Annotated in this window: 10 protein-coding genes; 5 read left to right on the top strand and 5 right to left on the bottom strand. The window is 55.4% G+C overall.

Annotation, left to right across the window (positions count from 1 at the left end; all coding sequences use genetic code 11):
* Window positions 1-122 precede the first annotated feature (122 nt).
* The gene (locus tag K5Y30_RS12135; protein WP_101762204.1) at window positions 123-635 is read left to right on the top strand and encodes an RcnB family protein; all 513 of its coding nucleotides are present in this window, start codon (window positions 123-125) and stop codon (window positions 633-635) included.
* Here the strand turns inward: K5Y30_RS12135 and K5Y30_RS12130 are convergent.
* Window positions 632-2,080: a PLP-dependent aminotransferase family protein gene (locus K5Y30_RS12130; protein ID WP_222211563.1), complete on the bottom strand. Its 1,449-nt coding sequence runs from the start codon at window positions 2,078-2,080 to the stop codon at window positions 632-634. The genes K5Y30_RS12135 and K5Y30_RS12130 overlap by 4 nt on opposite strands.
* Window positions 2,081-2,187: 107 nt before the next feature.
* Here K5Y30_RS12130 and K5Y30_RS12125 point away from each other — a divergent pair, with 107 nt between their 5' ends.
* Entirely contained in the window at window positions 2,188-2,895 is a 708-nt protein-coding gene (locus K5Y30_RS12125; protein WP_222211561.1) for a GNAT family N-acetyltransferase, read from the top strand.
* Window positions 2,896-2,989: 94 nt separating this feature from the next.
* Here the strand turns inward: K5Y30_RS12125 and opgB are convergent, their stop codons facing one another.
* Window positions 2,990-5,281, bottom strand: a complete 2,292-nt coding sequence (gene opgB, locus K5Y30_RS12120; protein ID WP_222211559.1) for a phosphatidylglycerol--membrane-oligosaccharide glycerophosphotransferase — start codon at window positions 5,279-5,281, stop codon at window positions 2,990-2,992.
* A gap of 213 nt (window positions 5,282-5,494) precedes the next feature.
* Window positions 5,495-5,884, bottom strand: a complete 390-nt coding sequence (locus tag K5Y30_RS12115) for a tautomerase family protein (protein ID WP_222211557.1) — start codon at window positions 5,882-5,884, stop codon at window positions 5,495-5,497.
* A gap of 120 nt (window positions 5,885-6,004) precedes the next feature.
* Here K5Y30_RS12115 and K5Y30_RS12110 point away from each other — a divergent pair, with 120 nt between their 5' ends.
* Window positions 6,005-6,928: a LysR family transcriptional regulator gene (locus tag K5Y30_RS12110; protein WP_101762199.1), complete on the top strand. Its 924-nt coding sequence runs from the start codon at window positions 6,005-6,007 to the stop codon at window positions 6,926-6,928.
* Here K5Y30_RS12110 and K5Y30_RS12105 read toward each other — a convergent pair.
* On the bottom strand, window positions 6,902-7,915 hold the full coding sequence (locus K5Y30_RS12105; protein ID WP_222211555.1) for a glycosyltransferase family 32 protein: 1,014 nt from the start codon (window positions 7,913-7,915) through the stop codon (window positions 6,902-6,904). The genes K5Y30_RS12110 and K5Y30_RS12105 overlap by 27 nt on opposite strands.
* A 414-nt stretch (window positions 7,916-8,329) precedes the next feature.
* Between K5Y30_RS12105 and K5Y30_RS12100 the strand changes: the two genes are divergently transcribed.
* The gene (locus tag K5Y30_RS12100) at window positions 8,330-9,283 is read left to right on the top strand and encodes a YncE family protein (protein WP_222211553.1); all 954 of its coding nucleotides are present in this window, start codon (window positions 8,330-8,332) and stop codon (window positions 9,281-9,283) included.
* Here K5Y30_RS12100 and K5Y30_RS12095 read toward each other — a convergent pair.
* Complete coding sequence (locus tag K5Y30_RS12095; protein ID WP_222211551.1) at window positions 9,280-9,834, bottom strand: histidine phosphatase family protein; 555 nt, start codon at window positions 9,832-9,834, stop codon at window positions 9,280-9,282. The two genes, K5Y30_RS12100 and K5Y30_RS12095, sit on opposite strands and share 4 nt — an antisense overlap.
* Window positions 9,835-10,418: 584 nt before the next feature.
* On the opposite strand from K5Y30_RS12095, the gene K5Y30_RS12090 reads away from it, so the two are divergent.
* A complete protein-coding gene (locus K5Y30_RS12090; protein ID WP_222185213.1) occupies window positions 10,419-11,801 on the top strand; it encodes an MFS transporter in 1,383 nt (460 codons plus the stop codon).
* Window positions 11,802-11,873 lie beyond the last annotated feature (72 nt).

Raw genomic sequence — 11,873 nt, 5'->3', positions numbered from 1 at the left:
GCCTGAGCTGAGGTATGCTGAGCAGCGAAATTTGACGCGCTAAGCGCGCCGGGGGAACCTTCTGCGTGCTTAACGTGTCAGTTAAATGGACAGTTAATAATTAACCAGAGTGGAAATCACCCATGCGCAGGACACACGTCAATCTTCTTTCTGCAGGAATTTTTCTGGGCGCTTTAAGCCTTGCTCCGGCCGCGCTGGCGGAAGGCGAGCAAACAGACGCCGTACCCATGCCGCCACAGGTGCAGCAAACCGCACCCGACGCGCAAACCCAGGCACCCGCCGCTGATGCACCCGCTCAGGCGCCGGCCGCCGATGCGCCTGTCAGCAATGAACCGGCTGAATCCAGCGGCGATGTCGCGCCGATTCGTCCACCGCAAAGCGGCAATGCGGCTGCGCCAAACAACTACGATCTGAACACCATCATCATCGACTACAAAGAGTATAAAGTGGGCGATGTGGTGCCAGATGAGTACCGTAAAAAGCAGTACACCATTGTTGAGTGGAAGCCACGCCATCTGCCAGCGCCGCAGCCAGGCACGCACTGGGCGTACATCAATGCCAACTACATCCTGATCACCGATGACACCGGTAAGATCGTGATGGGCAAATCAGGCGAAATCTTCTTCCGCGGTTAATTCCTGCGCAGCAGACGCGCTAACTGCGCGACGCCCGCCGTAATCTGGCTGGTGCTGGTGTTACCGTAACCCAGCACCAGCCCTTGTTGCTTCTGCTCACCGAGATAAAATCCCGACAGCGCGCCCGGCGCGTAGCCACTCTTGATCAGCCGATCCACCAACGCCATATCGTTTTGATCCGCAGCCAGTGATAACACCAGATGCATGCCGCATTCGCCGCCCAGCAACGGAACCTGTGCGCCAAACGTTTGCTGCAATGCCTGTCGCAGCGTCGCCTGCCGTTGGCGATACAGACGGCGCATTTTGCTCAGATGACGGCTAAAATCACCGCTGCGTAAAAACAGCGCCAGCGCCTGCTGCTCAGGGCGATTACCACCGCGCAGCAGTTCATGCAGCGCAGGGCGCAGCGGCGCGACCAGTTGCGGCGGCAACACCATAAACCCGAGGCGCAGCGCCGGAAACAGCGTTTTGCTGAACGAGCCGACGTAGATCACCGGCGTTGGCTGCGTCATGCCTTGCATGGCGGCGATTGGCTCGCCGCTGTAACGAAAATCGCTGTCGTAATCATCTTCGATAATCCACGTTTGCTGTTGCCGCGCGGCCGCCAGCAGCGCCAGACGACGCGGTGCGCTCATGATTGCGCCGGTGGGATATTGGTGCGTTGGCGTGGTGTAAATCAGGCGCGGCGGACGCTGCTGCCAGTCCTGCGGCTGCGGCGCCAGACCTTGTGCATCGACCGCTATCGGTTCAATACGCATATCTCCCAGCCGCATCGCCGCTTTGGCACCGCGATATCCCGGCTCCTCCACCCAACCGATGTCGCCAGGGCTGCTGAGCAGCGCCACGCACAGCGTTAATGCCTGCTGCGCGCCTTCGGTAATTACGATTTGTTCGGGCGTACAGCGCACGCCGCGCGCTAATGCCAAATGCTGCGCCAGCGCGGCGCGTAGCGTGCGTTCGCCGAGCGGATCGCCATAGCCCAGCAGTTGCTGCGGCTGATGCAGCATCACGCGGTTCAGCGCCCGTCGCCACTGAGCCAGCGGGAAATGTGCCAACGAAGGAACGCCGGGCCGCAGCGCCATCTCCTGACTCAATGTGCGATGGCTGGATCGCAACTGAGCGATGCGCGGTGACAAGACAATTTCGCTGCTGGCGGGCGGCTGAGTTTCCTGCGGTAGCTGCGCCATATTGCTGATGCGACTGCCCTGGCGATCGCTCAGCAAAAATCCTTCAGCCTGCAGTTGCGCCCAGACGGCGATCACCGTATTGCGTGAAACCGCGAGATCCAGCGCCAGCTGGCGTGTTGCGGGCAAACGCGTACCGGCAGCGAGTTTGCCGGTCAGAATCGCCTGCTTGATACGCTGGAACAGCTGCTGTTGCAGCGTCAGCTCGCCGTTGGTCTCTAGCGGGGCCAACAATAATCGGTGCAGTGCAATATCACTCATTTACGCGGTTCCGTGGATCCATCAATTTCAACCATTGTGGCGCTTTTTAACACACCAGCAAAGTGGCACTCTGCGATTTTGGCCCTGACTGATAAAGGAATTAAGCTATGTCGCAACACACGAATGATTACGGACAACCGGTAGGATTTCCGCTGCCAGATTGGCAACCCCGCGCCTGGCCGAGCTATGAAACCTTCACCGGTGACTATTGCCGCCTTGAACCGCTGAGTGCTGAGCGTCATGGCCGCGAACTCTATGCTGCCTATGCGCTGGCTGAAGATGGCCGTGACTGGACCTATATGTTCGCCGAACCTTTTGCCGATGAAGCGGCCTATATTGCCTATGCGCGTCAGCTGGAAAACGGGCGTGATCCGATGCATTTCGCGGTGATCGATCCCGTTAGCAACCGCGCGGTCGGTAGCCTGGCGTTAATGCGCATCGATGCGACAAACGGATCTGTGGAGATCGGCCACGTCGCCTTCTCGCCGTTGCTCAAACAAACGCGCATGGCCACCGAAGCGCACTATCTGCTGATGCGCTACGCCTTTGAGCAACTGGGCTACCGGCGCTACGAGTGGAAGTGCGACAGCTGCAACCAGCCATCACGAAACGCGGCACAGCGTTTAGGGTTTCAGTTCGAAGGGACTTTCCGTCAGGCGATTGTCTACAAAGGCCGTAGCCGTGATACCTGCTGGTTCTCGATTATCGACAGCGACTGGCCGCAGGTGAAACAGGGCTTCGAACGCTGGCTGGCGGCAGAAAACTTTACGGCAGAAGGGGCGCAACGCGAAAGGCTGGAGGCGCTGCGCGCGTAGGGTGCGGATGGCGCCGGTGATGACAGTGTCCGGACTGGTTTTTCGTAGGGTGCGCATTTATGCGCACCAGGTCGCCATAAATGGCGACCCTACGCTAAGTTTGCGGAATTATTTTTATATCCACCATGCCGATCCCCAATTTGCGCGGATCCTGGCCGATAATATTGCCGACATTCGACTCCTGCGGCTCCGGTGGCGCAATGATCAAATTGCGGCTGCCGGTTGGATTGGTGAAATGCAGCGTGGTGGTGGTGAAATCCTCACCTAAATTCAGTTGCTGCTCTTCATCGCCAACGCGCACGGGAATCGGACGGTGCGCATTCGGACCGAAAGCCCGCGCGGTAATCACCACATCAAAGCGTTCAGGCAGCGGATCGGTGTACTCAATATTCACTTCCGGTGCCAGATTGGCATTCGACCAGCGTCCCCACTCTTCCGGACGTGATATCCCTTTAAAACTCTTCACGCTGGTTGGCGCGCCAGGCACCGATAACAGGAAGCTGTCCGCGTTGTAGCGAATCGCATTGTCTTCAATCCGAATCTGCTGCTCGTTGAGCTGGAAGGTTGCTGCACTCACTTCCGCTTTGGGGAAGCTGACTTTCGCTTTCCACTGCGGTTTATCAATGCGGGTAACGCTGGGTTTGGCGCCCATTTGTCCCATCGAAACACACAAATCGTTCGACAGGGCTAAATCTGGCTGCCACAGGCGCGCCATTTTGAAGCAGCGATCGACCCAAACAAATTTGTCGTCAGCAGCAAATTTAGCCAGCTGATAACGCAATGGCTCCGCGTATTCGCCCTCGGGCAGCGGTTCAACATGCTTATCGGAGACGCGGAACAGAATCGGCAATTTGAAGGTCGCGCCGGAGAAGCTGAAGGTGTTTTTCGGTTGATCGACGGTGAAGCTGTCCATCTTGCTGGGGAAATTCCACAGCTGAATGATATCCGCTTTCCACGCCGTGACGCGCTTCGCCATGTCTTCAAACTCGGTTGACAGCGAGGTGGAAGAGAGGCCGCTGCGACCAAGTCCAATCGCGTTATCCCCGCCGAGAATATCCAGCACCGTGGCGCCGTTATCCAGCGTGCTGCGTTTGGCGTCAAGCACTTCCGCCTGTGGCTGATCGCCACGAATCACCATAAACAGGTCACGGCGCGGCTGCTTGATCAGGTATTGATGCGCGGTGTTATTCATCGCCAGATGATCGGAGGTCACCACGATGATGGTGTTTTTAAACCACGGCGACGCTTTGATGCGTTCAATCAGACGCGCCACATGCTCCTGCGAACAGGCGACCGCGCTAAAGGATTGGTTTGGTTTGCCATCATAGCTGTAGCTTTTGCGCTGGCAGCTGCGCGAGATAAAACCATCCGGGTGATGGGTGTCGACGGTCAGCGTGAACAATGCGAAGCGTTTTTGCGCGCGCGATAGCTCTTCGTATTTCTCAAACACCTCGTCCATCACCGTGTCATCGTAGTAGCCCCAGTTATTACGATAGCCGGGATCGGCGACGCGACTTTTCAGCTCCTGCGAGCCATACATGTTGGCCGCATCAAAGCCATGCGACAGTAGGAAAGTGTCTTTACCAGCAAAGCGTAAATCGGCGCCCTGAATAAACCAGTTCTCATAGCCAGAGTTTTTCAGGATGTCGCCCAGACAAATGTTCTGCGGATAGAAGCTGGAGAGCGAGGCCGAGGCATTGCCATCGAAAGGCGCAAACAGCGGGATGCCGCACTGTGAAGCCACCATGCCCGCAATGGTGTAATCAGTGCCAGGCAGCTGTTCGGTTTGGCTGAAATCAATGCTGTTGTCTTTTTCGCGGCTGAGTTCCGGGGCCAGACCGGGAAATGCCTGCTGATCGAAGTAGGTGCGTTCAAGACTTTCGCCATAAATGTAGACCAGGTTGAGCTTTGGCTCGGCGATCACCTTATTAGGCGTTTTGTAATAGGTTTCGAAGTCCGAATCGGCGAGGCGCGAATGTGAGGCGATCAGCTCTTTCACCTGGCGGAACGCAGGCGTGGTTTGAACCGAACCCGCAGCACAGGCAATCGCCAGCAAACTCCAGCCGAGGTGATGCGGCCGCTTACGGCGGCGCAATAACCATGAAAGCAGGCAAAATAGCGAGAACAGCGCGATGATCAGTCCGATGGCTGGCACCACATATTTGCTCACGCCCGCGCCGGTCAGGCTGTTGGTCAGGGTATACAGCACCGCGTCATTAATGCCATCGCCGGTAAAATAGTTGCTGGCGACCAGCGTGACGTTAAGCACGATAAACAGCGTGAGCAGCAGCAGGATCAGACTAAACCAAAATTTATTTCGCCCGGCTTTGAAGGAGTAGACTGCAATCGCAGCCAAAAAGAGTACTACCGAAACCAATTCGGACAACGTCAGATCCTCATTTTGAATGAATACGCAATCCTTGCGCCAACGACCCTCTGCGGGGATTTTGCGACAATCTATATTGGGTGTCACATGGCTGCAACACATCCAACCAGATTTGTGCGATGCATTCCGATTCGTTTAAGGCGGGTTCAGGCTGACTGTGGTTTAGCCTGGCAGCAACGGACGGATTGCTGCCAGTGAGGGCAGAGAAGGGAATCAGAGTTTTCCAGTGAGGTATTGCGCTTCGCCGTCGGCAAAGCTCCAGTCGCCTTTACTGTTGGTGATAAAACTAATCATCAAATCCGTGCCCTGTACGCCACAATTTTCCAGCAGCTCGCGTGCTAACTCTGCCATAAACAGGCTCTTCTGTTCTTCACTTCTTGGGCTGGTATACACGCGCACCATGACCAGATTGTCGGTTCGCGCAAAGCCCAAGCCGGTATCCTGAAAGACCATCTGATAACCTTTGTTTTCGTGAACAATCTGATAACGATCACGCGCCGGGACTTTGAAGGCGGTTAAGACCGCACGGTGTGCGGCATCCAGCAATGTGCGGATTTCTGATTCTGAACGGCCCTGAATAACGTCGAATGTCAGTAACGGCATAAATAAAACCTCGTTTTTGCTCACATGAAAAGAGTAGGATGTGGCTCTATGCTGCCGCTTGCTGCCGGAAAGAAAAAGCGCGCTGGTTGAAATGATTATTTATTATTTTGAACAATCGATATGAAAGAAATTAAAACCGATAGCCTTTGGGTCCATTTGCACTGGTTAACCGTGCTGGCTGAGCTCGGCAGTTTTACGCGCGCGGCGGAACGATTAGACGTCAGCAAAGCGGCGATGAGTCAGAAGATTAAAGAGCTGGAAAAGATGGCGGGCGTGGCGTTGGTGCAGCGTACCACGCGCAGCGTGCGGCTGACTTCCGCCGGTGAAAAGCTGGTGGATGAGCTGCGCGATCCCTTCGCGCGTATCGCGCAGAGCTTTTTCAGCGTGCGCGATGAAGCCGGTCCGGTGCGTGGCATGGTGCGCGTCACAGCGCCGGTGGCGTTTGCGCGTCAGCAGCTGGTGCCGATCATTGGCGATTTCCTGCGCGACTATCCGCAGGTGCGCTTGCAGCTGGATGTCACCGATCGTCTGGTGTCGCTCGGCAGTGAAGGCTTTGATCTGGCGATTCGCCACAGTGATAGCCTGCCGGAAACCCATGTTGCGCTGCCGCTGTGTGAAACCCGCGCGCTGCTGGTGGCGTCGCCGGCATATCTGGCGCAAAACGGCCTGCCGGATTCACCGCAGGCGTTGCAGCAGCACAATTGTCTTTATTATCCGCGCGGACTTGAGTCGCCGCAGTGGCGCTTTCGATTAGCGGACGGCGGCAGCGAAACCGTGCAGGTGAAGATTCAGGGCAACTTTGCCACCAACAACAGCGAGTCGATCCGCGATGCCGCATTGCAGGGTTTGGGCATTGCGATGCTGCCGGATTTCAGTGCCAGCGCGGCACTCGCCAGCGGCACGCTGCAGCAGGTGCTGCCGCAGTGGCAAGCGGTGGATGCGTTCGCCGACCGGTTGTGGGTGGTGCGCCCGTATGCCGCACAGGTACCACGGGCGGTGACCACCTTAATTCACTGGTTACGCGCGCGCTTTGTTGATGGGTGATGCCAGCGCGATCGGCGCAGGCGTTTGCATCATCTGACCCAACAAACTGCCGCGGTTGTAGTTGCCGAGCCGCAGGTTGAAGTCGAGATGCAACTGCTCATTGCCGCTGAGTTTAATCACCGGTGGCGGCGTGAGTGGACGCTGGTGAAACAGCACCGCGTGGGCAAACGCCTCGCTTTTCCAGCCGCTTAAACGCTGATAGTAATAAGCGTTCGCCTCGCATTTACGCAGATAGAGATTCACCCGGCGATGTTCGCGCATGGCGATCTGCTGCGCCAGAGAACCTAATTGCTGCTGCGGCTGCGCAATTTTCTGCGTCAGCAGGGAATAATCATCGCGCTTGGTCAATTCACTGAAGTAATTCTGTTCGCCGAGATGTTTGATCGGCGCGTAATGTTTTTGCCACTCGCGGATAAAGGGATTATTGGCGGTTGCCGCCAGGAACCAGCTCTCAATCACCGGCGCGAGATAGTTGACGGTCGCGTTTTCGTGATAATAACCAATCACATCCATGCGACGTTCCTGATGCGCGCGATGTACCCAGGAGAGATCTTCAAATAATAAAGTGCTGCAATCAATCGCAATGCCGCCATAACGCAACAGTAATTCCAGACGAATCACTTCGCTGCGTTGTTGGGCGGTTAATTGGGTCGAGGTAAAGATAAAATCCGGTAAAACTTCTTTTATCGTTAAACGATTTAATAAATGAATTTCATGATCGGGATTATCCTGACGAATCTTTCTAATATTTAACGCCATTGATTTCGGTAAATATTCATTATCCCAATACATCCAGACTTTCTTTGGAATCTCTGGCAGATCTTTTTCGCCAGAAAGTAACACGATATTGTCCTCCTGGCTGGGATCGTATTCCGGCGCACAGAGCGCATTATGCTGTTTTTTCTGCAGGAAAGTCTGGCTGGTAAAAGCGAGTCTTTTCCAGTTATGCCAGAGGGTTAACGCTGGCTGAAGGCGTTTTTTATTCATGATGCACCTGATTATTGTGATTATGCTGGCAAGGCGTCCCTGATCGCGGCGCTGAGCGCTCTTGATTGTCCTTTAGGCTGTGTGTAAAAAAGTACTCTCCTATGCTTAATAAAACATTCTGTGCGGCGCGGCTATCACTTTTTGATCCTTTCAGATAAACCGGAAAATCAAGGATCCGTTAAGCTTTAAATTAACGATAAATAACCGCGTGGATTGTTGATTATTCTATTTTATCTCATTGAGACTATTCCTAATAAAATAACAATAGCGTGGCGTAAGTCGCGGGGCGGATTAAAAATTGCGTGTGAGATCACGTGTTAACCTCGCTGCATTTTTCGCTGGCCTGCCGCGAAAATCCCCTCCTGATTGCGGGTTGGCTACGCTTAAAGGAGGTGACGAACAAAAGGAGACACTATGCAGCGACACCACCGTGGATTACTGGCGGTCGACAAGCAGGGCAATCGCGTGCTGTTTCTCAATCCCGAAACCTTTGCCGTTGAACAAGAGTTAAATGCCTTTCCGCCGCGTCCACACGAGCTTCTGATGCTGCCGCAGCTGGAGAAAGCTTACGTGCCGATCTACGGCGACGGCATTCACGGCGACAATCCGCATCCCGGGCACAAAGTGGCGATCATCGATCTGCGCCTACGGCAGATCAGCGGTTTTATCGATCTGTCGCCGTTAAAAGCACCGCACAGCGGCCAGTTGGGACGAGACGGTAAAGTTTATCTCTGCTGTGAAAACAGCGCGGTGGTGGCGGTGATTGATCCCGTTAGCGATCGCGTGGAGAAAACCATTCAGCTGCCTTCGCACAATGCGCACCGACTCACTTTGTCGCCCAGCGGTCGCAAGTTGTTCACCGAGAATGAAGAGGACGCCAGCATTACCGTGGTGGATCTGTGTGAGGCGGAAGGGCGGATCATTGACAATATTCTGATGCCCGGCCCGATTTCCGGCATCGCCGCCTCGCCGAAACATCCTTATCTGGTGGCGAGCGCCGCCGATGCGCCGCTGCTGTATGTGGTGGATCGGCAAAGCCATCGTATCCGCCAGCGCCTGACGTTGCCGGGCCACCAGCAACCGTGTCAGGTGGTGCGCTTCAGTGCCAACGGCGAGCGGCTGGTGGCGATTGGCGATCAGGAGCCGGTGGTGACGCTGTTTGACGAGCTGCTCAATCCGCTCGGCGATATTCATGTTGGCAACAAGCCGATGGATGGCTGCTTCAGTGAGGATAATCACAGCTTGCTGATTGCTAATGAGGGCGACGGTTCGCTCAGCCTGATTGATCTGCAGCAGATGAAAGTGATTGCCACGCCGCAGGCCGGTACCGGTTGCGAAGTGCTGAGTTACTTTCAGCTCAAATCTTAAATAAACGGGCGATGATAAATCGCACTGCTCCAGTGGCGGCTGCTGGCATGTTTTTCGGCTTGCCAGCCGCGCTTGCGTAACTCGCGCGCAATTAGCTTGTTCATGATGCCGTGACCAACTAACAACACCGTGCCTTGCTGCGACAGCGCCACCAGTTTATCTGCCGCCAGACGGGCGCGTTGACGCGCATGCTGCACCGATTCGACATGGCCGGCATAGCCGCACAGCCACAACAAACGCAATAGCGCCAGCCAGACGTTGAGCGGCAGATGTAAACGCTCAAACGGCAATGTCGGTATCGCCACTTCGCTAAAAACCTCATCCACCGCGTGCGGCTGCAAACCCAGACGCGTTAATGACGATCGGGCGCGCGGCAGCGGGCTGGTGGCGATCACACTCGCCAGGCGCGCAATGGTTTGACTGCGCGGCGGCGGGGAGTCGCAAATATCAGCCTGATCGTAACCTTCACACCAGTCGGCCAGTGCCCGCGCTGAGAAGCGGCCATTGACCGGATGATCGGGTTTACCGTGTCGCATAAGAATAATGGTCATAGCGCTCCTGAGTAATCTTTCTCCAGTGTAATGCAGACGCTGAGTCAGTCGCGCACCGGTAACGGCATTTAAGAATATTGCGGGTGTGTCATTAAACCTTAACTGAACTGTGCGAAAAACAGCGCGATGAAGATGCAGTCTGCGCCGTTAAATGGTAAGCAATAATCGTTAATTACGTTGTAATCAGACATTTCTTGCATACGCGCATTAGATGTAATGTCATGAATTAACTCCTCTTTTATCTTGTGCTCATGAGTTATAGTGAAGTTTATCTAATAAATACCACTATTTTTGCTTGATTTATCTACGCGCGTAGATAGACTATGCCCATAGTGATAACTCACGGTGCCAGAGACGAAGTTGGCCTTGAGATGACCCAGTTACATTTGCCTTACTAATGCGATCGATGAAAATTACATCGGCGGGAACAGGCGAAGAAGCGGATTCCAACACCAGGGAATTCATTACTGATTTTTCATCCAGGTTTGCCTACTGAACGTCGCCACCGGGGAGTTCCGCTTGTTGCAAGGGAACTGACCCACGGAAGGGCGTTTGCTGTTTTTACCTCATTCAGGGATTGGGTTATGACGGTTTCGCAACAAAGCTCACTGACATCCTCCTCAGCTGCCGACGCGCGGCTTGAAACATCATCCGGCCGCAAAGATTTCTGGCGTGCCACCTTCTCGTGCTGGCTCGGCACCGCGATGGAATATGCGGATTTTGCGCTGTATGGCCTCGCTGCCGGCATTATCTTTGGTGATGTCTTCTTCCCCGAAGCCACGCCGACTATCGCCTTGCTCTCGAGTTTTGCCACCTGGTCGGTTGGCTTTATTGCCCGCCCGATTGGTGCCTTGCTTTTCGGCTGGATCGGCGATCGTAAAGGCCGCAAAACGGTGATGATCTCGACCATCATTCTGATGGGCGCCTCCACAACATTAATCGGTTTGATTCCCTCCTATGCCAGCATTGGCGTTTGGGCACCGGCGTGTCTGGTGCTGCTGCGCTTTACCCAGGGTTTGGGGGCGGGCGCAGAGTTGTCCGGCGGCACAGTGATGCTGGGCGAATACGCACCGGTTGAACGTCGCGGTTTGGTCTCGTCGGTGATTGCGCTGGGCTCAAACAGCGGCACGCTGATCGCCTCGCTGGTATGGCTGGCGGTGATCCAGATGGACAAAGAGAGTTTGCTGGCGTGGGGCTGGCGTATTCCGTTCCTCAGCAGCGTGCTGATTGCGGTGGTGGCGTTGTGGATTCGTCGTCACCTGCGTGAAACGCCGGTATTCGAGCGCCAGCAGGCAGAACTGCAGGCCGAGCGCAGCGCGACGCTGGCTAAAGCGGAAGAAGAGGTGGATACCCGCAGTTTCTGGCGTCGCACTCGCGCCTTCTGGACCATGGTCGGTTTACGCATCGGCGAAAATGGCCCTTCTTATCTGGCGCAGGGCTTTATCGTCGGTTACGTCGCCAAAGTGCTGATGATCGACAAGTCGGTGCCCACCACCGCGGTGTTCATCGCCTCGTTACTTGGCTTCGTGATTATTCCGTTTGCCGGTTGGCTGTCGGATCGCTTCGGTCGCCGTATAACCTATCGTTGCTTCTGCTTATTGCTGATGTTCTACGCCTGGCCCGCCTTTAGCCTGATGGACAGCCGCGACCCGACGATTGTCATCGCGGTGATTGTGGTCGGCATGGCGCTGGCATCGCTGGGTATTTTCGGCGTGCAGGCAGCGTGGGGCGTAGAGATGTTTGGCGTGAAGCGTCGTTACACCAAGATGGCGGTAGCGAAAGAGCTAGGGTCTATCCTTTCAGGAGGCACCGCACCATTAGTGGCGGCGGCGCTGCTGTCGTTTACCGGACACTGGTGGCCGATCGCGGTTTACTTCACTGCGATGGCCAGCATCGGTTTTCTCACCACTTTCGTGGCGCCGGAAACGCGCGGACGCGATCTCAATCTGCCGGAAGATGCCATCTGACCAGCAGGATCGCGTAAATCACAACCCCCATTGGCCGGAGATTCCGGCCAATGGCATTTACGCAGGGGCAAA

Source organism: Pantoea sp. DY-5, assembly GCF_019795955.1.
Classification (GTDB): domain Bacteria; phylum Pseudomonadota; class Gammaproteobacteria; order Enterobacterales; family Enterobacteriaceae; genus Pantoea; species Pantoea leporis.
This window is presented reverse-complemented; position numbering and strand designations above follow the sequence as displayed.

Coding starts and splice junctions, on each gene's coding strand:
- K5Y30_RS12135 (WP_101762204.1), top strand. CDS start 123: ATGCGCAGGACACACGTCAATCTTCTTTCTGCAGGAATTTTTCTGGGC.
- K5Y30_RS12130 (WP_222211563.1), bottom strand. CDS start 2,080: ATGAGTGATATTGCACTGCACCGATTATTGTTGGCCCCGCTAGAGACC.
- K5Y30_RS12125 (WP_222211561.1), top strand. CDS start 2,188: ATGTCGCAACACACGAATGATTACGGACAACCGGTAGGATTTCCGCTG.
- K5Y30_RS12115 (WP_222211557.1), bottom strand. CDS start 5,884: ATGCCGTTACTGACATTCGACGTTATTCAGGGCCGTTCAGAATCAGAA.
- K5Y30_RS12110 (WP_101762199.1), top strand. CDS start 6,005: ATGAAAGAAATTAAAACCGATAGCCTTTGGGTCCATTTGCACTGGTTA.
- K5Y30_RS12105 (WP_222211555.1), bottom strand. CDS start 7,915: ATGAATAAAAAACGCCTTCAGCCAGCGTTAACCCTCTGGCATAACTGG.
- K5Y30_RS12100 (WP_222211553.1), top strand. CDS start 8,330: ATGCAGCGACACCACCGTGGATTACTGGCGGTCGACAAGCAGGGCAAT.
- K5Y30_RS12095 (WP_222211551.1), bottom strand. CDS start 9,834: ATGACCATTATTCTTATGCGACACGGTAAACCCGATCATCCGGTCAAT.
- K5Y30_RS12090 (WP_222185213.1), top strand. CDS start 10,419: ATGACGGTTTCGCAACAAAGCTCACTGACATCCTCCTCAGCTGCCGAC.